Source organism: Arthrobacter sp. H35-D1 (assembly GCF_030063185.1).
Taxonomy (GTDB): domain Bacteria; phylum Actinomycetota; class Actinomycetes; order Actinomycetales; family Micrococcaceae; genus Specibacter.
In genome coordinates this window covers 24,929-47,126 of sequence record NZ_JASISP010000025.1, presented here as the reverse complement: position 1 = coordinate 47,126, position 22,198 = coordinate 24,929, and the positions used below count along the sequence as shown (strand labels likewise).

The following is a 22,198-nucleotide window of genomic DNA, read 5'->3' as shown; positions in this document are numbered from 1 at the left end:
GTTAGCCCTGGACCGCGCGCTGCCTGGAGATCTCGTACAGGCTGATTCCCACTGCCATTGAAGCGTTCAGGGACTCCATGGCGGAGTCGATGGGGATGGAAACAATCTGATCGCAGTTTTCCCGGACCAGGCGGGAGAGGCCCTTGCCTTCGGAGCCCACCACCAAGCACACCGGTTCGGTGGCCAGGGTGAGATCGGGCAGCGAGACATCGCCGTCGCCGTCGAGCCCCAGCACAAAGTAGCCCATCTTTTGGAAGGCGCCAATGGCGCGGTTCAAGTTGGGGGCCTTGGCCACGGGCACGCGCACGGCGGCACCGGCGCTGGTCTTCCAGGCCGCTGCCGTCACGCCGGCACTGCGGCGCTCGGGAACGATCACTGCGTGGCCGGAGAAAGCCGAGACGCTGCGGATGATGGCACCGAGGTTGCGGGTGTCGGTGATCCCGTCAAGTGCCACGATGAGCGGGGCGTTGGCAATGTGGCCCTTTTTCCACTTGGCGATGATGTCGCTGGCCGTGTCCACGGCGTCCTCGTACTCGTACGGGGGAATTTGCAGGACCAGGCCCTGGTGGATGGCGTCTTCGGTCAGGCGGTCAAGTTCCGGCTTGTGCGCTTCCAACAACGGGATGCCGCGTTCGGTGGCCAGCTTGATGGATTCGCGGACGCGCTCGTCCATGTCCACGCGCACGGCCACGTAGAGCGCCTTGGCGGGAATGCCCGCGCGCAGCGCCTCGACAACCGAGTTGCGGCCGGTGACGAGCTCTTCGGTGGCACGGCCCTTGGGCCCGTTGGTGCGGCGGCCGGCTGGTTTGCTGCCGCCACCGGAATGCTTGGCGGCGGAGCGCTCTGCCAGCTCTTCGTTCTTGAAGGCCTTGTGGTAGGTGCGCTCACTGGCCTTGGGCGTGGGGCCCTTGCCTTCCAGCGCCTTCCGGCCGTGGCCGCCTGTGCCGACGCTGGGGCCCTTCTTGGTCTTGCGTACTGCCCCGGAGCGTGAACTATTGGCCATGGTAAAACCCTTACGATTGGTGCGGCGCCCTCAAAATGGCGCCGAAGCTCGTCAAACTGATCAGCCAGTGCGCACGTTTGGGGCACACCGCATTACGGAAAACAACATTCCCGTAGCTAACAGCTTACGGCCTGAAGGTAAATTTAGTGGTATGGGAACCCAATAGTGTTCCGCCTCACCCCGCGCCCCTCTCCCCCAACGACGCTCCTGCAGCTTGGGGGCAGAAATTGCGAACGCTCCAGCATCCGGCGCAGGAGCGTTCCGCGTTTCACCCCCGAAACTGCGGGAGCGTTGGGCGTTTCACCCCCGAAACTGCAGGAGCGTCGGTAGTTAGTTCTTCAGCGACCAGGTGGAGCCTTCTGCTGAATCGGCGATTTCCACTCCGGCTGCGGCCAGGGTGTCTCGAATCTTGTCCGACTCGGCCCAGTTTTTCTCCGCCCGCGCTTTACTGCGCGCTTCCAACTGGGCGTTGGCCAGCACATCAAGGGCCGCCTGTTGTGCCGCCGAACCGCTCCCCTGCTGCCACTGCTTATCCAGCGGGTTGATCCCCAAAGCGGACATCATGCCCACGGCCGACTGCAGCGCCAGCGCTGTCCCGTCGTCGTCCTTGGCGGCCAAAGCGGTGTTGCCTGCACGCACCGTTTCATGCAGGACGGCGAGGGCGGCCGGGACGTTCAGGTCATCATCCATGGCGGCACGGAAGGCATCCGGGAGCTTGGCAGCCACACCCCAATCACCGTTGCCACCAGGGAACAAGCGGGCGACGGCGGCATGCATGAACGTTTCAATGCGTTCGACGGCGGCCGCGGCCTCGGCGAGCGAGCCGGGCCGGTAGTCCAGCACGGAGCGGTAGTGGGCCTGGCCCAGGTAGTAGCGGACCACCAGCGGGCGGGCCAGCTCAAGCATTTCGCGCGGGTTGATGGTGTTGCCAATGGACTTTGACATTTTTTCACCCTGGTAGGTGACCATCCCGTTGTGCATCCAGAAGTTTGCGAAGCCGTGGCCGGCGGCCTGGGACTGGGCCATCTCGTTTTCGTGGTGCGGGAAGCGCAAGTCAAGCCCGCCGCCGTGGATGTCGAACTCGGTGCCGAGGTACTTGGTGACCATGGCCGAGCATTCAAGGTGCCAGCCGGGGCGGCCGGCGCCCCACGGGGACTCCCATTTGGCAGTCTCGGGTTCGCCTGCTTTGTGGCCCTTCCACAGCGCAAAGTCGCGGGGGTCGCGCTTGCCCCGCGGGTCGGCGTCGGGCGCGGCCTGCATGTCATCAATGTTCTGGTGCGTCAGCGAACCGTACTGCGGCCAGGAGCGCACGTCGAAGTAGACGTCTCCGGAGTCGTCGCTGGCGGGGTACGCGTGGCCTCGCTCAATGAGCGTGGCGATGAGCGCGTGCATTTCCGGGATGTGGCCGGTGGCACGCGGCTCATAGGTGGGCTTTCGGATCCCAAGGGCGGCGTAGGCGTCCTCGAAGGCCTGCTCGAACCGGTAGGCCAGCGCCCACCAGGGCTCGTTGTTTTCGGCGGCCTTGACAAGAATTTTGTCGTCGATGTCCGTCACATTGCGGATAACCGTAACGTGGTAGCCGCTCACCTGCAGCCAGCGGGTGAGCTGGTCAAAGGCGAGTGCGGAGCGGACGTGGCCAATGTGCGGCTCACCCTGGACGGTGGCGCCGCAGTAGTACAGCGACACCTGCCCGTCTTTGAGCGGGGCAAAGTCGCGGATGGAGGCGGTGGCGGAGTCATGGAAGCGCAGGGTCACGGCTCTAGGCTATCCTCTCGCCCGGCATCCGCGCGTCCGCGGCCGGCCACCAGCGCCGTGGCGACCGCCGTGATCCCTTCGCTGCGGCCGGGGAAGCCCAGCCCGTCGGAGGTGGTGGCACTGACCGAAACCGGGGCCCCGGCCGCTGCGCTCAAGGCAGCTTCCGCTTCGAGTCGGCGGGGCGAGAATTTGGGCCTGTTGCCCACAAATTGCACGGCGATGTTGCCGATCTCAAAGCCTGCCGCACGGACAATGCGGGCAGCTTCGGCCAACAGGCTCACCCCGGATGCGCCTTGGTATTCGGGGCGATCCGTGCCAAAGTGTGTGCCAAGGTCGCCCAAACCGGCGGCTGAAAACAACGCGTCCGCGGCTGCGTGGGCCACGGCATCGCCGTCGGAATGGCCGCTGAGGCCGCGTTCGCCTTCCCAGTGCAGGCCCGCCAGCCAGAGTGGCGCGGGGTTGTCTTCCGGGGCGAAGGCGTGGATATCGATCCCAATGCCTGTGCGGGGCAAATTCATGGGCCCTACCCTTCCAGCCAGCGGGGGCGCAACGGGCCCTCGAGCATGGCCTCGGCCAGCAACAGGTCAAGGGGCGCGGTGATCTTGAAGCTGTGGGTTGAACCCTGGACCACAAACACTTCCTCACCCATCGCTTCCACCAGCATGGCGTCATCGGTGATGCGGGAGGCGGCCTCGTCGTCGAGCGTCAGCGCATAGGCGTGGGCCCGGCGCAAGGTTTCCAGCTCAAAACCCTGCGGAGTCTGCACGGAGCGCAGCTGGTTGCGCGCTGGCGTGCCCACCACCTTTTCAACTCCGGCGCCTGTGGCGGGAAGGCTTGCAGGTTCAACAGTCTTAATGGTGTCCGTGACGGCCAGCGCCGGAATCACGGCTTTTGCGCCGTCGCGGAGGGCGCCCGCCACTCGGTTGAACACGCCCGAGGGTGTCAGCGGCCTGGCGGCGTCGTGGACCATGACGGTGGCAACGCCGTCGGCAATTTCGGCCAGCGCCGCGTTCACCGATTCCGATCGTTGCGCACCGCCTGCAACAACACTGAACAGCAGCCCCGCAGTGGCGGCCTCGGCCCCCAGCTTGCGACAGATTTCTGCCAGTTCAGGGTCATCGGCAGGTATGGCAACACAGATTTGTGTGGCAATGCCCGCCTTGAGGACTCCACGAACGGCATGGACCAGCAACGGGTCTGCACCCAACGGCACCCTCGCCTTGGGAACCCCGTGGCCCAGACGCCGCCCGGATCCTGCTGCAACTATCACGACGGCGCACGAGCCAGCCTTCATCTCAGTCATAACACCTACACTAGTCGGCCGCAGTGGAATTGGGCCGGACATGAAAAAACCCTGCACCGACCGGTGCAGGGTTTTCCCATTGTTCTCTTTCGAGGCTATGAAGCCAAAACCTCGTCAAGGACTTCAGCTGCCTTGTCCTCGTCAGTCTTTTCCGCCAGTGCAAGCTCGGAAATCAAGATCTGCCGGGCCTTGGCCAGCATCCGCTTTTCGCCTGCCGACAAGCCCCGGTCGTTGTCCCTGCGCCAGAGGTCGCGAACGACCTCTGCGACCTTGATGACATCGCCGGATGCAAGCTTCTCCAGATTTGCCTTGTAACGGCGGGACCAGTTGGTGGGTTCCTCCGTAAACTCAGCGCGGAGCACTTCAAAAACGTGTTCCAGTCCTTCCTTGCCTACAACGTCACGAACCCCAACAAGGTCTACATTCTCCGCGGGAACCTCAATTGTCAGATCCCCTTGCGCGACCTTGAGCTTGAGATACATCTTCTCTTCACCCCGTACAGTGCGCATCTTGATCTCTTCGATCTTCGCCGCACCGTGATGTGGGTAAACTACTGTCTCGCCGACCTCAAAAAGCATGTGGATTCTCCCTTTCCAATACTCCAGTTTACCACGGTTAACGGCTCACTCCCTTGAGTTTCCGCAGGTCAGGAGCCGCCGGGCCTACGCTGACCGCGCAATTGTTCCAACAATTGGAGAATTGTCGACCCCTTGACTAAAAGCCCTTGAGATGCTTCAACGAACTGCCGCACCTTGCCCAATGGGCTGGCCGCATCGAAGGAAGCGCACTTTTACCACAATTGCGGATAAGCTGGGCAAAGATATTTTGTCTTTTCCCTGAGGAGTTACTGACGTGAGAATCGCTTCCGGCATGCGAGGCACCAAACGAGCACAACGCTTGAGTCTGATTGCAGCCATCGGCATTGGCGCCATGGCGTTCACCGGTTGCAGTGCCATCAACCAGCAAAGCACAGCCTTGGAGGTCACCGTCTCGGATGGGGTGAACTCGGGCGTGGGCCAGCTGCAACTGCGCACTGTTCTAATCATCTCCAAAGCCGAAGGAGGACCCGGCCGGGTCCTTGGCACGTTCTACAACAAGGCCGATTCTGACATCACGCTGACCTTCAGCGGCGCCCAGGGCGCCCAGACCGAGATCACAGTGAAGCCCGGCATTCCGCTGGTCCTCAACGGCCAGTCGGACAAAGCCATTCTGAGCTCCATGGCTGCAGCTCCGGGGGCTTTCGAGACCATTGACTTGCAATCTTCGGGCGCCGAGTCCGAAACAGCCACATTGAACGTTCCCATCCTCGACGGCACCTTGCAGGAGTACAAAAACCTGGTGCCCAGTGCGGCACCCTCCACGCCCTAGTTTCTTGCTCCAGCTGGTTTCTTGTTCCAGCGTTTGTTCGCACCATCCCGTGCACCAGCTGCAGGGGCAAATGGGGCCGGTTGTCTTCTCGACAACCGGCCCCATTTTTTGTCTCCGGCGCTGCCAGGCTTCGTCCCACCACGCCACGCCGGCCTGTCCCATCTTGGCGGGTACAGCCCACAGACCCCACTTTCGCGGTGGGCGGGCGGGGCACCTGAACCGGTGCGTATTCGGGCCCGACGGGCACGCAGGTTAAATACAGGTTAAACACTTCGGGCGGGCAACGGAAGAAGTTCCCGCGCCCGCCCGAAGGTCAAGTCCATGCTTGTTGTTTCAGTGCTTGTTGTTGTGTATCGGATGCGCCGTGAAGCTAGTGGCTGGCCTGCTTCCGACGGCTCACGCCAAACACTGTTGCACCGGCCAGCAGCAGCAGGATCGCCATGCCGCCGAGCAACTTGTTGTTGGCACCCGTGTTGGCCAGATCGTCCTCCGCCGCTGCGTTGTTGGCAGCCGTGGTGGCATCCGCAGCCGGCGTTTGGGACGCTGCCTTCGACGCCGTGGGGACGGCCGAGGCATTCGCAGACCCCGACGGCGTTGCGCTCGCCGTCGGGGCCGCCGTGTCAGACGGCGTTGCAGACTCACTCGGTGCCGCCGTCTCAGTGGGAGCGGTGCCCTCACCCGCAACGGCGATCTCGACTGAATCGGTGCCCAGAACGGATCCGGACACAGCATCCTTGATGGCGACCATGGCCGTGTACGGACCCTTCTCGGCGAAGCTGCGCTCCGCCGAGAAGGCACCGTCAACCACGGGCACAGTCACCGCTTCACTGCCGTCGCCAAAGTCGATCACAGCGTTGGTCAACGCCCCGTCGCCGATGGCTGCCAGCGCCGAGGTGCCGCTGACGACCGCCTTCTCGCCGACGTCGTGCTTGGCCTTGTCCACCTCTGCGGCAACAACCGGCAGGGTGTAGTCGGGTGCCGTGTTCAGCGTCGTCGGCACACCTCCGAGGCTGGTGCCACGGTCCACCAGGGTGAAGGAGTCCGGTCCCTGGGCGTCGCGCTCAGTGGTCAGCGCGATGGCCAAGGTATTGCCTCCGGTCTTGTTTAGGAATCCGCTGGGGATGGTGAAGGTGCCCTGCGGACCAACGTTGCCAACCCAAGTGCCGGTGTTCCAGCCGTTGACGTAGATCACGGCACGGGCATGGGAATTGCGTCCTTCTTCAAACTTGGCGTCGTTGATCTTCAACGCAACGGCCGTGTCGGTTCCTTCCGGTACATTCAGCTCAAAGTTGGTCCGGTACCAGGTGACCCCTGCCTTGGCCGGCTTGAACGAGTCGGCGTCTGCCCACTCGCTGTCCGGGTAATCCGGCAAGTACCAGCCGGCACGCTCGCCGTAAAGACCGCCGGTGTTGTACATGGTCCGCGCGGTGTCCACCGGTGCGGCCTTGTCCTTGGCGCCCTGCAGTTTCCAGGTCACCTCGCCGTTGGCAGGCAGTTCCGCGTCAAACAGGCCGCGGTTTTCGCGTGAAAGCCCATTGTCGGACCAGTCAAGGTTTTGCCCCTGGTTGCGGACCACGGCCGAAACCACGGCTTCTTCACCCTTTTTGATGACCCCGGCCGGAACCTGGATCGTTTGCATTCTGCCGTTGGCTGCTGCCGCTCCGGCAAAGGCGCCGTTGACCCAGACCAGCATGTTCGCCGCACTGCCGCCCTGCCCGCGCAGCTTGATGCTGGTGGCTGCGGAGTCCGCGGTGAAGTGTGCCCGGTACCAGGTGTCGCCTTCGTAGAAGCCGTAGAACGCCGTGTCAAGGACCTTGCCCTGGATGGGGCCGGGACCCTGGCGGGTGTTCGCCGCCGTGGTGGCAGTTGCTTCCAGCCAGGCGGAATCATCGAACTCAACGGCAGATTCCGGGTTCTCCCCGGAAACCTTCCAGTCAGTCAGTGCCGGAAGGACAGCGGCGGCCGGGCCGGCCAGATCTGCCACGAGTTGGCCGTTCGTGCCAGGCGTGGTTGCCAACGCCTCACCGTTCCAGCTGGCCTTGGTGATGCCGGCCGGCACGTAGATGCCGATGTTGCGTGCTTCCTTGGTGTCGCCCACCAAGTTCACGGTGTCGCCGTCGAACTCGGCCGAACGGACAAGATCGGCACCGTCGACCATGACGGTCTTGTTGGTGGTGCCGTCCTTCACGATACCGTCGATGCTCCACTGCAGGGCCGTGGCCGAGCGGTCGGTGGTGACGATGGTCAGATCGGGGGCGCCGCCGCCGGTGATCTTCACCGAGGTTGCGTTGCCGTGCACGTAGTTCAGGCGCAACATCTTCGTGTCAGCGTCCCAAACATGCTCGACGGCGGTGCCGTCCAGTGTGGCCACCGTGGGTTCAGAGTCGTACTGCAGGACGGTTTCGCCGTCGTCGCCCTTGGCGCCGTTCAGCACCAGCAGCGAGCCGTTGTCCACCGGCATCTTGGTGAAGAGCTCGGAGGTGCTGTACATCAGCTTCTGGTCCGCAAAGGCGTAGTCGGCGATCACCATGTTGGCATCGCGGCCGTGCAGCTTCAAGAACGTGCCCGCCTTTTGCGGAACACGGTCGAAGGTGATGGAGTTGCCCGGCACCTCGGGGTCGGTTGCCGCCGGAGTTGAGGTCTCGATGGCATCGATGGAAAGGAACGTCCCCTTTGCTGCAGGGTCGCCCTTGACGCCCGTGTTGACCACCTTGATGGTGTGCTCTTTAGTGGGGTCCAGGCCCGTTTTCTCAAAGGCAATCTGGCCGGGGGTGCTTGCGACGTCGACCTGATAGGTGTTGGTCTGGCCCACCTTCTCCCCGTCAATATAGACGTCGCCAATGGCGTGGTTGTACGCGGTAGCGGAGATCAGGCGCACTTCGGCGGCCTTGAAGGTGTACTCGTAATAGGCGCCGGTCTTGTTGCTGTTGGACTCGGTGCCCATGTAGTCGTTCTCGGTCCAGGTCTTGCCGGTGTCACGGCTCCAGTCCAAGACCCCGTTGGTCTCGGAGAACGTGATGGCGGGGTCGACGTCGTCGACCTTCACGTCGACCGGGTCGACGGCGGCGTCGGGTGCGGCAATCACGTCAAAGGCGTCGATGGTGACATTGGTGCCTGAGCTGGCCGCGTCCTTCTCGCCGGTGACCACAATCTTGATGGTGTGCTCAATGTTGGGGTCCAGGCCGTCCGTCTGGAACGCCACGTACTGGAAGTTGGCGTTCTGACCGCGGAAGGTGTTGGTTTGGCCCACCTTTTCACCGTCGATGTAGACGTCCCCGTAGCCGTGGTTGATGGACTGGGCGGAAATGACGCGGATGCCTGCCCCGGTGAACTTGTAGGATACGGAGTCCCCGGTCTTGTCACTGAACGTTTCGGTGCCCTTGTAGTTTCCGGCGGCCCATCCTTCGCCGTTGGACTTGCCCCATGTACCCGTGTAGGTGATGGCGGGGTCCCTGTCATCGGCGGTGTAGCTGGCCGCGACCACTTCTTCTTGCGGTGAAAGCGTCAGCGGAATGGAGTAGCTCAGCTCCGTGGTGCTGTTGCTGTCTCCCTGGCGGAAGCCAAGGTAGCGGGAGCCGTTGCCGGAGACCGACTCCGACTCCACATTCTCGGTGGCAATGCGCTGGTAGGACTTGATGTTTCCGGCTCCGCCGTCGATCGTGACGGGTGCGCCCGGCTGTGGAACCATGTTGGAGATCGGGTCGAAGTCCCGCTGGAAGTAGCCCAGTTCCTTTTGCACGGATGCCTTGGGCGTCAGCTGGCGGTCTTCGTTGATGGCGGCGCCATAGTCGTAGGAGGTGAAGCCCGAGGACGGGGAACCAGTCCAGCCCCAGTTGGTGCCGCCGTACTGCATGTAGTAGTTGAACATGTTGATGCCGTTGTTCAGGTTGTTGACCCCGTATTGGCGGGTGAAGGCAGGGTCAACAAATTCGGCGCAGCGGTCGGTGTTGAAGTTGGCACCCCAAGGGGTGAACGCACCGCCCTGGCCTTCGGCAATGAACATGGGGCTGGTGGTAGTCATGGCACGGAAGCGTGACTCCATGTCGGGAACCTGACCGCGCCCGGCGGAGCAGTTGAAGCCCAGCGGATACTGGTCAAAGGCATAGAAATCCAGGCCTGTGTCGCCGCCACCGCTCGGCCTGTCGCTTCCGGGGTTGAAGTCGCCCTTGAAGCCCCAGCCATTGTGGAACACGGGCACGGTGACGCCGTCGCCCTTGATTTTCTCGACCAGTTCCTTCATGAAGGGAACTCGGTCATAATCTTCGTTGTACAGCTCATTCTCGGCCTGATAGGTGACGATGGAGCCGCCGCCGTCGGTGACTTGGTGCTTGACGGCGATTTCATTGAAGGCGTTTATCCAGCCCAGCGACTCGCGCAGCGCCTCCGGATCCGTGCTGCGCAGCGAACGTGCGCCGTTCTTGGTCAGGTACGCTGGCAGGCCGCCCATCGAAATTTCCGCGTTGACGTAGGGGCCCGGGCGGGCAATGACGTACAGGCCTTCCTCCTCGGCCATGGTCAGCAGCAGTTCAATGTCCTTGATGCCGGTGAAGTCGAATTCCCCGGACTCGGTGGAGTGCAACCCCCAGAAAAAGTACAGGGAGACGGCGTTGAAGCCGCTGGCGCGCATCTTCTGGAACATGTCGCGCCAGTCATCGGTGCCGGGCAGGCGCCAGTAGTGGAATTCACCGCTCCACACGTTGAGCCGTTCGCCGTCCACCATGAACGACTTCGAGTCAAAGGTGACCTCGTGGCTTTGGCCGTCGTTGCCCGGGAAGACGACCTTGTCCCCGGCCATGGCTGACTCGGCGACGGTTTCCACCGTGGTCTCGGAATCGATGGCCAGTGCCGGGCTCGATATGGTCATCAGGCCCATGGCGGCGGTGGCCATGATGGCCGCCGCCTTGAGCCCCCGTGATCTCCCGGAACCCCTGAAAGAATGTGCAGTCATGGATCAAGTCCCTCAAATGTGATGGCAGCCGCACCGGCCACACCGTATGTTATCCGTCACAGCATATGACGGAGGCCACACAGGGGCAACCAAAATCTCACTTATTTGAGCATGTTACGCACGTTTTTGCACGAGTCCGGTCACATTTGTCAGCCAAGGCCTACGGTTCGAACTTGTAGCCGAGCCCGCGCACTGTCAGCAGGTGCTTCGGTACCGCCGGGTCGGGCTCAATCTTGCTGCGCAGGCGCTTGACGTGAACATCCAGGGTTTTCGTGTCGCCTACATAATCCGAACCCCAAACCCTGTCGATGAGCTGGCCGCGGGTCAGCACCTTTCCGGCATTGCGCAGCAGCATCTCCAGGAGTTCGAATTCCTTCAGCGGAAAGCCCGTGGTTTCCCCGTGGACACTGACCACATGCCGCTCTACATCCATGCGCACCGGGCCGGCCTGCACCGTGGCATGCAGCAGTTCTTCCGGCTCCGCCTGGCGCCGCAGCACCGCCCTGATCCGGGCGATCAATTCGCGCGAGGAATAAGGCTTCGTCACGTAGTCGTCGGCCCCGAGCTCCAGCCCCACGACCTTGTCAATTTCGGAATCCTTGGCGGTGAGCATGATGACGGGGACATTGGAGCGTTGCCGCAGGTGCTTGCACACTTCGGTGCCGCTCATGCCCGGCAGCTGCAGGTCAAGGAGCACCAAATCGGCCCCGCTGCGCTCGAATTCCAGCAGCGCATCCAAGCCGTTGTCGGCAACCCGGACCTCGTACCCTTCCTTGCCCAGCAAAAATGACAAGGGGTCGCTGATGGACTCCTCGTCCTCAACTATCAAAATTCTGCTCACGCTCGTTGCGCTCCTTTAGCTCAAGCCGGGGTGCCGGTCGGCGCTGTGTTGCGAACCGCCGTCGGACGTTGGAAGGGAAAGTTGGGGCAGCCGCACGGTGAAGGTGGACCCCGTTTTCGGAGTGGACCACAGCGTCACCTCGCCGCCATGGTTGCCCACAATGTGCTTGACGATGCTCAGGCCCAGCCCCGTGCCGCCGGTGTGCCGGGAGCGGGCGGTGTCAACGCGATAGAAGCGCTCAAAGACCCTGTCCTGCTCCTGCGGGGTGAGCCCGTCGCCTTGGTCGGAGATGCTGACGGAGACGACGCCGTCGCCCACAGCGAGCCCGATGCCCACCTGCGTGTTCTCCGGCGAATACCGCACGGCATTGTCGATCAGGTTGCGCAGGGCGGTCACCAGCTGCGCCTGGTCGCCATGGACGACGGCGGGCTGCTGCGCCCCTGCAACCAGGGTGATGTTTTTGCTCTGCGCCGGCAGCCTGGTCCTGTCCACGGCCTCGGCGATGACGGAGTTCATATCCACTGCGATGCCGGCGCGGGCCACGTCCTTGCCCTGCAGCCGGGACAGTTCAATGATGTCTTGGACCAGGGCCGCCAAGCGCGCCGATTCGGTCATCATGCGCGATGCGAAGCGGCGGACGGTGACTTGATCCTCCGGCGCGGATTCAATGGCCTCGGCCAGCAGTGAAATGGCGCCGACGGGGGTCTTCAGCTCGTGCGACACATTGGCCACAAAGTCGTTGCGCACGGCCTCGGTGCGGGCAATTTCGGTGCGGTCGTCTGCCAGCAGGAGAATGTACTCCTCCCCCAGTGGCGCCACCCGGAGCTGGATCACGAGTGTCCCTTGCCCGGGAGCGCCCTGGGCGCCCGGCAGTTCCGCCGCGGCTGCCGGAAGTTCCCCGGGAACCGCATTCACTGCCGACGCCGGCAGGATCCGCGGAAGGGTGAGGTCGCGTTCTTCAATGACGCCGTCGCGGCGGACCCGGTGGGCCAGTTCCAGCAACTCCTTGTGGACCACCGTGTGGCCGCGCACCAGGCCGAAGGCGTAGGCGCCGGCACTGGCACGCACCACGCCGTCCACAGTGTCAATGACAATGTAGGCCTTGCCCACCACCGAAAGGACTTCGGCCGCCCCGTCTGGCAGGGCGGGTTCGCCAATGTCGAGCGTGAGGTGGCGGGTGCGTTCACTGAGGCTGAACGCGAACATGCCAAACACGCCCACGGCAAGGCCTATGAGCCCGGCTACCAGTCCAACCACCAAGGGATCCACGCCATAAGACTATGCGTTGGCAGCCACAATTTTGCCAAAGCGGTTCCCTGCCACCGCTCGTTAAGCAAACGTTCACTTTGCCGTGCCGCCGCGTTCACGTTGGAATGGCATGCTAAGGGACAACGAGGGCCCTACCGCCCTGCCCATGAAAGGACACCCGCGTGCGTAAAGTTTTCCAGGCCGAGCTCCACCAAATTGGCGAGGGCCTCATTGAGATATCCGCGCTGGTGGGCGAAGCCATCTCCAAGGCTTCAACAGCCTTTGCCGCAGCCGACCTGCAAGCAGCCCAGGAAGTCATTGCTGCAGATGCGCGCATTGACTTCCTGCAAAATGACTTGGACGAACGCGCCATCGATGGTCTGGCGTTGCAGGGTCCGGTGGCCAGCGACCTGCGCATGATCGTTGGCTCCCTGCGGATGAGCGCCTCGCTCGAACGCATGGGCGACTTGGCGCGCCACATCGGCCAGCTGACCCGCCTGCGTTTCCCCAACACGGTAATCCCGGCACCCCTGACGGAAACTTTTGCCGAGTTGGCCAGCCTTGACATTCTCATCGCCGAGAAAGTCACCGAGCTGCTGGACTCCCGCGATCTGGAGCTGGTGGCCAGCATCGCCGCCGCGAAGGCCCGCATCAGCATCCTGCACAAGACCGTTTTTTCCACGATGGCCTCCCCGGACTGGACCGAGACCGCGGCAACCACCGTGGACGTCACCTTGGCCAGCCGCTACTTTGAGCGCTTTGGCGACCACGGGGTCTCCGTGGCCCGCAAGGTCTCCTACCTCGTCACCGGCGAGTGGCAGGCCGAAGACTTCCTCGTCGGCTAGAACTGCCCAAGCGAAGCCGCCGAGGGCCCCGCTGTAGGGGGCCACAGACGCGTGGGCCCCGTTGTGAGGGGCCACAGACGCGTGGGCCCCGCTGTGAGCTTGCGAGCAGTGGGAGCGTCTGGGGATTGCGAGCAGTGGGCGGCGGCGAACGGGCGGCGGGTGACCTTTTCTGCAAAGGTCACCCGCCGCCGTCGTGCTTAAAAGCGGGCTACTTCTTGCCCTGGTTTGCAACAGCTTGGATGGCGGCCGCGGCGGCCACCGGGTCCAGGTACTTGCCGCCGGGGGAGATGGGGGCGAAGTTCTCATCCAGTTCGTACACCAGCGGGATGCCGGTGGGGACGTTCAGGGCCGAGATGGCGTCGTCGGAGATGCCGTCCAGGTGCTTGACCATGGCGCGCAGCGAGTTGCCGTGGGCCGTGACGAGGACGGTCTTGCCGGCCTTGAGGTCTTCCTTGATGTCCGATTCCCAGTACGGCAACAGGCGCTCCAGGACGTCCTTGAGGCACTCGGTGCGCGGCATGTCGTTGCCCAGGTCCGCGTAGCGGGGGTCGTTGATCTGCGAGAATTCGCTGTCGTCTGACAGCGCCGGCGGCGCGGTGTCGTAGCTGCGGCGCCACTCCATGAACTGCTCCTCGCCGAACTCGGCAAGCGTCTGGGCCTTGTCCTTGCCCTGCAGTGCACCGTAGTGGCGCTCGTTCAGGCGCCAGTCGCGCTTGACGTCGATCCAGCCGCGGTCGGCCTTTTCCAGCGTCAAGTTGGCCGTGTTGATGGCACGCTTCAGGCGCGAGGTGTAGACCACGTCGGGGAGGAGGTTGTTTTCCACCAGCAGCTCGCCGCCGCGAACGGCCTCGGTGCGGCCCTGGTCGTTGAGGTCCACGTCCACCCAACCGGTGAACAGGTTCTTGGCGTTCCACTCACTGTGGCCATGGCGAAGCAAAATCAGCGTATAAGTCATGGCTTCATTCTACCGGCCGGGACCGGAGGACCGGAATTGCTACGCTCCGTGGACAGGCCGACGCCTGCGCACCCATGTTTGCGCATGTGCCGCCACTGTGACGGCTGCGCCGCATGCACAGGCGATGGTCCGCAGGAATCCAAGGCGTGAGTGTGCCCACATTTTTACAATCGCGCGGGCCCTGGCACTTAGCATTTACTCCGTGGTTCAACGTGCGCAACGGGTCAAGAACGCCTCCGCCGACCCTTCAAGGCGTATTGCGCGGCATCGTGGCAAACCCTTTGGCAACGCCACCCGCGGCACCACCAACCCCAATCGGCTGCGCCGCGTGGACCGCTGGCTGGCCGGCCCGCAGGCATGGCGGCTGCGCAGCGAAAGCACGCCGCTGGTGATCGACCTTGGCTACGGCGGCGCCCCCACCACGGCCGTTGAGCTGTATGCGCGTATCCACGCCGTTTGCCCTGGCGCCCATGTCACCGGGATTGAAATTGAGCCCGAGCGTGTGCGTATCGCCAAGCCGTTGGAGCATGACGGCCTCGACTTTTGCGTGGGCGGTTTCGAAATCCCCGTCCCCGGCCGGCCCAGCATGGTGCGCGCCTTCAACGTGCTGCGCCAGTACGACGAAGCCGATGTCCAGCTGATCTGGCTCACCGTCTGCTCGCGCCTGGCCCCGAAGGGAATCTTTGTTGACGGCACCTGCGATGAAATCGGCCGGCGCAGCACCTGGGTGGCGCTGGATGGGACCGGGCCCCTGTCGCTGACCATTTCCCTGCGCTTTGGTGATTTTGATTTGCCCTCGGACAGTGCCGAGCGGCTCCCCAAGGCGCTCATCCACCACAACATGCCGGGGGAGAAAATCCACGACTTCCTGCAGGCCCTTGACAAGCATTGGCTGGCGGGCGCCCCGCTGGCGTCCTTCGGCAACCGCCAACGCTGGTTGAACATGTGCCAAAAAATGTACGACGGCGGCTGGCCGGTCGTGCGGTCGCCGGCACGTTGGCGCTTGGGTGAGCTGACTGTTGACTGGGCCGCTGTGGCACCGGCCCCCGTTCACGCGCCCAAGGTCGCAGCGCTCGTCAGTTAGGCAACGCTCGTCAGTTAGGAAGTGTTCGTTAGTTCACAGGTCCGGGCCAACTGACGCGGCGCTAACTTATCCGGGCCAACCGGTCCGGTCAGCTGAAGCCGATTTACCAGGACGAGCCGCGGTTTTGTTGTCCGCGTCCACGGCCGCGGCCGCGCACTTCGGCCAGCATGGGCCGGACGTCGGCCAAGTAGACACCGGCGGCGGTGGCCCCGGCGAGGCAGAAGATCATGCCCATGCCCATCGGAGGAACCCTGAGCGACATCACGGGGACAACCACGTACAGGAAACCGAAGAACACCGACGCGGCCAGCACGGCCGTCCAGAATGTCTTGGTCCGCTTGCTGACCCGCTCAAAATCGGGTGCGGACGTGCGCACGCAGTCGCTCAGAGCCCACACTTGAATTCCCAATGCCAGCAGGCCCAAGGACGCCAGGATAAGGAATTCCATAAAGTTCACGAAACCACTCCCGACTCAAGCTTACAGGCCGCCACCGTGAATGGTGGTGCCGGTGTGCTGGGAAATCGCTGCAAACGTTCGCTACCCGCGCCCAGCCGCTTGGGCCAAGGCCTGTTCCAAGTCGTTCCAGAGATCTTCAACATTTTCAATACCGACGCTCAGGCGCAGCAGGTTGGCCGGCACGGTGTCGGGTTCGTTGGCGTGGCGGCGGCGGCGCTCAATGAGCGATTCCACCCCGCCCAGCGACGTGGCGGGAGTCCACACCCGCAAGGCCTCCACCACGGCATTGGCAGCTTCTTCGCCTCCGGCAACTTCCATGCACAGGACGGAGCCAAAGCCGGACATCTGCGCCTTGGCCCTGACATGGCCCGGATCCGACGGCAGGCCGGGGAACAAAACCCGCTCCACGTCGTCGTGCAAGTCAAGGCGTTGCGCCAGCACCAGGGCACTCGCCTGCGAGCGCTCAACTCGCAGTGCCAGGGTGCGCAGTCCGCGCAAGGCCAGCCACGCCTCGAAGGGCCCGGCGATGGCGCCATGGATGGAGCGGTGGTGCAGCAGGGCCTCGCGCAGTGCCGGATTGGAAGTGACGAGGGCGCCGAGAACCACGTCGGAGTGCCCGGCCAGGTACTTGGTGACGGAGTGCAGCACCACGTCCGCTCCGAGCTCCAGCGGCTTTTGCACCAGCGGGGTGGAGAACGTGTTGTCGGTGACGATGAGGGCGCCCACGGCCTGGGCAGAACGGCAGAGAACGGCGATGTCGGCCACTTCAAGCATGGGGTTGGTGGGACTCTCCAGCCAGAGCATGTCGGCAGCCTTGCCCCCGGTGCCCGTGAGTGCTTCGATGACCTCGTCGTTGTTGGCGATGTCCACGGCGCGCAGCGTGAAAAGGCCCTTGGCGGCTTGTTCCTGCGCCATGACTAGTGCGCCCTGGTAGGAGTGCGTGGGCATGACAAGCACACCGCCGGCGGGAATCAAGGACAGCGCGGCGGAGACGGCGGCCAGGCCCGAGCTGAGAATGAGGGCCGGAAGCGTGGCTCCTTCAAGCTGCCCCAAGGCGTCTTCCAGCGGATCCCAGGTGGGGTTGGAATAGCGCCCGTAGGCCCTGTCCCCGTCAACTACGGTGCCGGTGCCCACATAGGTGGAGGAGAGCACAATGGGCGGGTTCACGGGCGAATCGTGGCCGCGCGGCGGCCTGCCCGCTGCCACCACGATGGTGTCGGCGCTGAGGTCTTCCGGGTGCGTGGCAGGCTGATACGTCATATCCTCCACAGTAGACCGCGCGCCAAGGACAGAGTCGGCAATATGACGGCTTGCCTCAACTTTGTGGATAAGTCGCCGCTGTGGACAAGCTATCCAAACGGCCAGTTGTGCACAGAGCCACCCTCCGCAGTCAAGGCTGCTTCCAGCTTCGGCCGGTAGGCTGGTTGGGTGACTCATTCTTCTGCCCCGTCGCCGGGCTTGTTCATCGCTTTCGAAGGTGGCGACGGCGCGGGAAAATCAACCCAGGCCGCGCTGCTCACCCAAGCCCTGTCCGACGCCGGATGTACAGTGGTGCGCACACGGGAGCCGGGCGGGACTCCCGTCGGCGAAAAACTGCGCTCCCTTGTCCTTGACCACGGACAGGGCGAGATTGATGCCACGACCGAGGCGCTGATCTTTGCCGCTGCCCGGGCCGCGCACGCCACCCAGGTCATTGCTCCGGCGATGGCCCGTGGCGAAGTTGTGCTCAGCGATCGCTACGCCGATTCCTCCGTCGCCTACCAAGGCGCAGGCCGCGGACTGGGCACCGAGACCATATTTCAGCTCAACGATTGGGCCACGGGCGGACTGTGGCCGGATCTGACCGTGTTGCTTGACGTCTCCCCGGAGTCAGGGCGCCAGCGCCGCACGGCAGGCGACTCCACTGAGGACAGGATGGAAACGGAACCCGACGCGTTCCACGCCACCATTCGCGCCGCCTTCCTTGAATTGGCCGCCGCCCATCCCGACCGCTATCTGGTGCTGCCGGCAAGCGACTCCGTCGAGGCGTTGGCTGGCGCCATTGAACAACGGGTCATGGCCCTTGTGGCGCAGCGCGCAGGCAGCACCGCGTCCGTACAGGGTCAGGCCTCATCAGGCCAAGCCACATCTGGCACGCCGGCATCAGACCAAGCGACATCAGACCAAGCGACATCTGGCCAGGCCACATCCGGCCAGGACCGACCCGCTTCAAGCGGACTCGTCGGCAGCGCATGAGCGTCTGGGTTGACCTGCAGGGCCAGGACTCCGTCGTGGCCCAGCTGCGCCGCGCCGCCCAGTCCACCCAACCCACGCATGCCTGGTTGCTGACCGGTCCCCCGGGCTCCGGCCGTTCCAACGCCGCTTTGGCCTTCGCCGCAGCGCTGGTCTGCGAACGCCCCGAGCTGGCGGCCCGCGGCTGCGGCGTCTGCAAGGCCTGCCACACCACGCTGGCCGGCACCAACGCCGACGTCACCTACGTCGCCACGGAAAAAACCACCATCACCATCGAGGAAGCCCGCACCCTTGTGCGCAAGGCCCACGACAGCCCGTCGTCGTCCCGCTGGCGGGTCATCATCGTGGGCGACGCCGACCGCATGGCCGAGCGCACCACAAACGTCCTGCTCAAGGCCATCGAGGAGCCGCCGCCGCGGACCATTTGGATCCTGTGCGCACCCAGCCCGGCGGATGTGCTGGTCACCATCCGTTCGCGCTGCCGGACGCTGACGCTGCGCCTGCCGCCCGTGGCGGATGTTGCAGCGCTTTTGGTGCGCCGCGACGGCATCGAACCGGAGCTGGCCCTGATGGCCGCCCGTGCTGCCCAAAGCCACATCGGCATCGCCCGGCGCCTGGCCACCGATCCCGGGGCCCGTGAACGTCGCGACGCCACAGTGAACTTGCCGCTGAAGCTGCGCGACGTTTCCACCGCCGTCATGGCTGCCGCCTCCTTGCTGGAGCTGGCCCAGGCGGAGGCGTCCTCCTCCAATGAAGAGCGCGACGCCGTTGAGAAGGTGTCGCTGTTGCGCTCCCTGGGCGCACCCGAGACGGGGACGCTCCCGCCCCCCATGCGCGCGCAGGTCCGGGCGCTGGAAGAAGACCAAAAGCGCCGCGCCAAGCGTTCGGTCACCGACCAGCTGGACAGGGCCCTGACGGACCTGCTCTCCTTCTACCGGGATGTGCTGGTGCTGCAGCTGGACGCCCGGGGAGGCTCCGGCGTCGGCCGCGAAGCAGTGGAGCTTGTCAACGATCCGCTGCGTACACAGCTGCAGGAGTTTGCCGCCCACTCACGCCCTGAAGCCACGCTGGAGCGCATGGACGCCGTCAATTCCGTGCGCCGCCGCCTCACCACCACCAATGTTGCCCCGCTGCTGGCCCTTGAAGCCATGGCAGTCAGCCTGCTCTAACCACGTAAGGACTTCTCCCATGCCTGCCGGAAATCTACGACGGCGACCCCGCCACCGCCTGTTCCTCGCCGCCGCCGTGGCCGGCATCGCTGCCCTGACGTTGAGCTCGTGCTCGGTGCTGGCGCCGGATGCTCCCGTCAACCCCACTGCCGAAGCGGACATCGTCGGCGACGTGCCGGCGGAAATGCTGGACTTTTACACGCAGGCAGTGACGTGGACTTCATGCAATGGCGGCTTTCAGTGCGCCGAGGTGAAAGTGCCGTTGGACTACGACAAGCCCAAGCGAGACTCCATCCAGATCTCCGCGATCCGGTTGCCGGCCACCGGAAAACGGCTCGGTTCCCTGCTGATCAACCCCGGCGGGCCCGGCGGTTCCGGCGTGAACATGGTCAAGGACGGCGGGCAAAACTACTTCTCCGCCAAATTGCGCGGCGCCTATGACGTGGTGGGTTTCGACCCTCGCGGGGTGCAGCGCTCGGAGGGTGTGAAGTGCTTGGACGATGCGCAGATGGACGCGGCACGCCAGGAGGAGTTTGATCCGGCCACGGATCCCGGCCTGGCCCGCGCCGAAGCCGAAGTGAAGCGCCAGAGCAAACTGTGCGAGAAAAATTCTGGTCCCGTCCTGGAACACATGGACACAGTCAGTGCGGCTCGCGACATGGATGTTTTGCGCGCCGTGGTGGGCGACAAGCAGTTGAATTACATGGGCTTCTCCTACGGGACCAAGTTGGGTGCCACTTATGCCGGGTTGTTCCCGAAGCGGGTGGGCAAGTTCTCCCTGGACGGCGCCATGGACCCGTCCCTGGACATTGACCAAGTTTCCATGGGCCAGGCCGTGGGCTTTGAAAACGCCTTGCGGGCGTGGGCCAAGGACTGCTTGGGCACCAGCGACTGCCCTGTCTCGGGGACTGTCGACAAAGCCATGGAGCAGATCCGCGAGCTGCAGTCCGTCTATGCCGAAACGCCCCAGCAAACCCCTGACGGAAGGGCGGTGACGGGCACTGAATTCACCGGGGGCCTGGCATTCGGCATGTATTCCACGGATCTGTGGGCTCCGCTTACCGGCGCCTTGAAGCAGGCCTTCGCAGGCGACGCCTCGGGGATGCTGATGCTGGCCGATTTCTCCGCCGACAGGGACTCGGATGGCAAGTACAACTCCAACACCGCTGCGGCATTCAATGCCGTCAACTGCCTTGACTACCCCATGAATTCCGATGTTGACCACATGCGCCAACAGGCGGCCGAGCTGAAAAAGGCCGCACCCACCTTTGGCAAGCTGCTGGGCTTCTCCGGTTTGTCCTGCAAGTATTGGCCGGTCCCGGCCACCGGCGAACCGGCCCCCATCTCCGCTGCCGGCGCAGGGCCCATCCTGGTGGTGGGCACCACCGGGGATCCGGCCACACCCTATAAATGGTCCAAGGCCCTGGCCAAGCAGCTGGACTCGGGCGTCCATGTCACGTGGAAGGGTGAAGGCCACACCGCTTACGGCCGCGCCAACAAATGCCTGACAAAGACAGTTGACGACTACTTTGTGGACGGAAAAGTCCCTAAAGACGGCACCACCTGCTAAGCGTTGCAGGCGATGCGCGCGGGGCGGATTTTGTACATCCACCCCGCGCATATTAGAGTTGTTTCTTGTGTTCAGCCGCGCGCTCCACTAGGAGTTCGGCTAGCGCAGGCCTCCATAGCTCAGTTGGTAGAGCGTCTCACTCGTAATGAGAAGGTCAACAGTTCGATTCTGTTTGGAGGCCCCCACTGAAATCGTTGTATTGACGCGAAATAAACGCCAATGCAACGATTTTTTTATGCCCTGAAGTATAGGCGTGAGCACATCATGATCACAGTATTTTCTTATAGGCTGCATCTAGTGCGTCAGCGACAGCGTCCAGATCATCTTCAAACAAGTCTGCGTATGTGTTCAGCGTCATTGCCGCATCTGCATGGCCCAACATGCGTTGGATCGACTTCACGTTTGCGTGAGCAGAGATAGCTAGAGATGCCGCAGTGTGCCGCAAGTCATGAGGCGTGATCAGTGGAAAATCGGGGTCAGCATCGATCAGCTTTTCAACAGCGTCGTTGAAGACCCTTTTCCTGAAATTGTTCCCCCTAAGCACGGAACCTCTAGCGCCGGTGAACACCAAGTCATCTCGACCTTTCCCGTCACACCGCCGGGCAAGAGATTCGGCCAGAAACTTTGGGAAAGGGACGCTTCGTGCCTCATGCGACTTGGGGGTTCCCCATTCAAGAGTGCCCCTGACGTCCGCCACAGCTTCGGCAACGTCAATCCGTCGCCTCAGCATGTTCAATCGACCTACCCTGAGCGCAGCCATTTCCCCATACCTAAGACCCGTGTAGGAAAGGAAAAGGACCACGTCTCCGTAGTCCTTACATTCTTCAGCAAGTGCCGCAACCTGCTCATGGGTCAAATACCCATGTTTTCTTTTCACGATCTTCGGAAGCTTCACACCATCACACGCGTTCTTCACTAGCCGGCCATCCCGGACTGCATGTTTCAGGACAGCAGACAGGGTTTGGTATTGGATGCGAAGAGAAGACGGCGTCATGGTCTGTGCCAACAGTTTGATCCATGCTTGGACCTCTCCGTGTGTGATGCTTCCTATCTGTCTCTCGCCCCATCGAGCGATCACATGCTTGTCCAGACACTGCCGGTAATTCGATCGCGTGGTCGGTTTCAGGTGAACCTGGGCATCGAACCAAACTTCAGCCCATTCAGCAAAGCCAATCTTCCCTGCAGCATTGCCGATGTATTCACCCCGCGATTTTGCGACTTCCATGTTTGACAGCCATAGCAATGCGTCACGTTTGGTCTTGAATCCCCGCTGCATAGTCTGCACACGGTCAGGAGTTCGATAGCGAACCATCCACAGCTTGCCTTGAGTCTTGGTCTCGTAACTGACCACAGATGCCATGTTTACCCGCCCACTCTCAGTGGGTCTGACGCACGAGCACGCACGCAATACGGGTAAACT

At 63.2% G+C, this 22,198-nt stretch carries 18 protein-coding genes and 1 tRNA gene; 7 read left to right on the top strand and 12 right to left on the bottom strand.

What is annotated here, in order from left to right; all coding sequences use genetic code 11:
* Nucleotide 1: 1 nt before the first annotated feature.
* From rlmB to QMG25_RS17825, 5 genes are all read right to left on the bottom strand, one after another.
* Nucleotides 2-1,003 (bottom strand): 23S rRNA (guanosine(2251)-2'-O)-methyltransferase RlmB, encoded by a 1,002-nt coding sequence (rlmB, locus tag QMG25_RS17845; protein ID WP_283462409.1) that lies wholly within the window; start codon nt 1,001-1,003, stop codon nt 2-4.
* A 330-nt stretch (nt 1,004-1,333) separates the two neighbouring features.
* On the bottom strand, nt 1,334-2,758 hold the full coding sequence (gene cysS / locus QMG25_RS17840) for a cysteine--tRNA ligase (protein ID WP_283462408.1): 1,425 nt from the start codon (nt 2,756-2,758) through the stop codon (nt 1,334-1,336).
* The gene (ispF, locus tag QMG25_RS17835; protein WP_283462407.1) at nt 2,755-3,276 is read right to left on the bottom strand and encodes a 2-C-methyl-D-erythritol 2,4-cyclodiphosphate synthase; all 522 of its coding nucleotides are present in this window, start codon (nt 3,274-3,276) and stop codon (nt 2,755-2,757) included. Before ispF ends, cysS begins: the two co-directional genes overlap by 4 nt.
* A gap of 5 nt (nt 3,277-3,281) precedes the next feature.
* Complete coding sequence (gene ispD, locus QMG25_RS17830; protein WP_283462406.1) at nt 3,282-4,061, bottom strand: 2-C-methyl-D-erythritol 4-phosphate cytidylyltransferase; 780 nt, start codon at nt 4,059-4,061, stop codon at nt 3,282-3,284.
* 95 nt (nt 4,062-4,156) lie between these two features.
* On the bottom strand, nt 4,157-4,639 hold the full coding sequence (locus tag QMG25_RS17825; protein ID WP_203312306.1) for a CarD family transcriptional regulator: 483 nt from the start codon (nt 4,637-4,639) through the stop codon (nt 4,157-4,159).
* Nucleotides 4,640-4,913: 274 nt separating this feature from the next.
* Between QMG25_RS17825 and QMG25_RS17820 the strand changes: the two genes are divergently transcribed.
* Nucleotides 4,914-5,429 (top strand): hypothetical protein, encoded by a 516-nt coding sequence (locus QMG25_RS17820; RefSeq protein WP_283462405.1) that lies wholly within the window; start codon nt 4,914-4,916, stop codon nt 5,427-5,429.
* A gap of 370 nt (nt 5,430-5,799) precedes the next feature.
* On the opposite strand, the gene QMG25_RS17815 is transcribed toward QMG25_RS17820, so the two are convergent.
* The 3 genes from QMG25_RS17815 to QMG25_RS17805 form a co-directional block, all read right to left on the bottom strand.
* Nucleotides 5,800-10,377, bottom strand: a complete 4,578-nt coding sequence (locus tag QMG25_RS17815; RefSeq protein ID WP_283462404.1) for a beta-galactosidase — start codon at nt 10,375-10,377, stop codon at nt 5,800-5,802.
* A 160-nt stretch (nt 10,378-10,537) separates the two neighbouring features.
* Nucleotides 10,538-11,218, bottom strand: coding sequence for a response regulator (locus QMG25_RS17810; protein WP_283462403.1), 681 nt, complete (start codon nt 11,216-11,218; stop codon nt 10,538-10,540).
* A 15-nt stretch (nt 11,219-11,233) separates the two neighbouring features.
* On the bottom strand, nt 11,234-12,478 hold the full coding sequence (locus QMG25_RS17805) for a sensor histidine kinase (RefSeq protein ID WP_283462416.1): 1,245 nt from the start codon (nt 12,476-12,478) through the stop codon (nt 11,234-11,236).
* 170 nt (nt 12,479-12,648) lie between these two features.
* On the opposite strand from QMG25_RS17805, the gene phoU reads away from it, so the two are divergent.
* Entirely contained in the window at nt 12,649-13,311 is a 663-nt protein-coding gene (gene phoU / locus QMG25_RS17800) for a phosphate signaling complex protein PhoU (protein WP_283462402.1), read from the top strand.
* 208 nt (nt 13,312-13,519) lie between these two features.
* Here the strand turns inward: phoU and QMG25_RS17795 are convergent, their stop codons facing one another.
* On the bottom strand, nt 13,520-14,266 hold the full coding sequence (locus tag QMG25_RS17795) for a phosphoglyceromutase (RefSeq protein ID WP_283462401.1): 747 nt from the start codon (nt 14,264-14,266) through the stop codon (nt 13,520-13,522).
* Between the two features lie 202 nt (nt 14,267-14,468).
* Here QMG25_RS17795 and QMG25_RS17790 point away from each other — a divergent pair, with 202 nt between their 5' ends.
* Complete coding sequence (locus tag QMG25_RS17790; RefSeq protein ID WP_502866439.1) at nt 14,469-15,350, top strand: class I SAM-dependent methyltransferase; 882 nt, start codon at nt 14,469-14,471, stop codon at nt 15,348-15,350.
* A gap of 103 nt (nt 15,351-15,453) precedes the next feature.
* Here QMG25_RS17790 and QMG25_RS17785 read toward each other — a convergent pair whose 3' ends face one another.
* A complete protein-coding gene (locus QMG25_RS17785) occupies nt 15,454-15,798 on the bottom strand; it encodes a DUF2516 family protein (protein ID WP_283462414.1) in 345 nt (114 codons plus the stop codon).
* 90 nt (nt 15,799-15,888) lie between these two features.
* A complete protein-coding gene (locus QMG25_RS17780) occupies nt 15,889-17,067 on the bottom strand; it encodes a trans-sulfuration enzyme family protein (protein WP_283462400.1) in 1,179 nt (392 codons plus the stop codon).
* Between the two features lie 168 nt (nt 17,068-17,235).
* On the opposite strand from QMG25_RS17780, the gene tmk reads away from it, so the two are divergent.
* The 4 genes from tmk to QMG25_RS17760 all read left to right on the top strand — a co-directional run bounded on the left by tmk (nt 17,236) and on the right by QMG25_RS17760 (nt 20,959).
* A complete protein-coding gene (tmk, locus tag QMG25_RS17775) occupies nt 17,236-18,042 on the top strand; it encodes a dTMP kinase (protein ID WP_283462399.1) in 807 nt (268 codons plus the stop codon).
* Entirely contained in the window at nt 18,039-19,208 is a 1,170-nt protein-coding gene (locus tag QMG25_RS17770) for a DNA polymerase III subunit delta' (protein WP_283462398.1), read from the top strand. The genes tmk and QMG25_RS17770 overlap by 4 nt, the downstream gene beginning before the upstream one ends.
* A gap of 19 nt (nt 19,209-19,227) precedes the next feature.
* Nucleotides 19,228-20,778: an alpha/beta hydrolase gene (locus tag QMG25_RS17765; protein WP_283462397.1), complete on the top strand. Its 1,551-nt coding sequence runs from the start codon at nt 19,228-19,230 to the stop codon at nt 20,776-20,778.
* A gap of 108 nt (nt 20,779-20,886) precedes the next feature.
* Nucleotides 20,887-20,959, top strand: a tRNA-Thr gene (locus QMG25_RS17760).
* Between the two features lie 87 nt (nt 20,960-21,046).
* Here QMG25_RS17760 and QMG25_RS17755 read toward each other — a convergent pair.
* Complete coding sequence (locus QMG25_RS17755; RefSeq protein WP_283462396.1) at nt 21,047-22,138, bottom strand: site-specific integrase; 1,092 nt, start codon at nt 22,136-22,138, stop codon at nt 21,047-21,049.
* Between the last annotated feature and the right edge of the window lie 60 nt (nt 22,139-22,198).

Excerpts from the sequence above, each read along its gene's own strand:
- rlmB (WP_283462409.1), bottom strand. The coding sequence starts at position 1,003 with ATGGCCAATAGTTCACGCTCCGGGGCAGTACGCAAGACCAAGAAGGGC.
- ispF (WP_283462407.1), bottom strand. The coding sequence starts at position 3,276 with ATGAATTTGCCCCGCACAGGCATTGGGATCGATATCCACGCCTTCGCC.
- ispD (WP_283462406.1), bottom strand. The coding sequence starts at position 4,061 with ATGACTGAGATGAAGGCTGGCTCGTGCGCCGTCGTGATAGTTGCAGCA.
- QMG25_RS17825 (WP_203312306.1), bottom strand. The coding sequence starts at position 4,639 with ATGCTTTTTGAGGTCGGCGAGACAGTAGTTTACCCACATCACGGTGCG.
- QMG25_RS17815 (WP_283462404.1), bottom strand. The coding sequence starts at position 10,377 with ATGACTGCACATTCTTTCAGGGGTTCCGGGAGATCACGGGGGCTCAAG.
- QMG25_RS17795 (WP_283462401.1), bottom strand. The coding sequence starts at position 14,266 with ATGACTTATACGCTGATTTTGCTTCGCCATGGCCACAGTGAGTGGAAC.
- QMG25_RS17785 (WP_283462414.1), bottom strand. The coding sequence starts at position 15,798 with ATGGAATTCCTTATCCTGGCGTCCTTGGGCCTGCTGGCATTGGGAATT.
- QMG25_RS17780 (WP_283462400.1), bottom strand. The coding sequence starts at position 17,067 with ATGACGTATCAGCCTGCCACGCACCCGGAAGACCTCAGCGCCGACACC.
- QMG25_RS17770 (WP_283462398.1), top strand. The coding sequence starts at position 18,039 with ATGAGCGTCTGGGTTGACCTGCAGGGCCAGGACTCCGTCGTGGCCCAG.
- QMG25_RS17765 (WP_283462397.1), top strand. The coding sequence starts at position 19,228 with ATGCCTGCCGGAAATCTACGACGGCGACCCCGCCACCGCCTGTTCCTC.
- QMG25_RS17755 (WP_283462396.1), bottom strand. The coding sequence starts at position 22,138 with ATGGCATCTGTGGTCAGTTACGAGACCAAGACTCAAGGCAAGCTGTGG.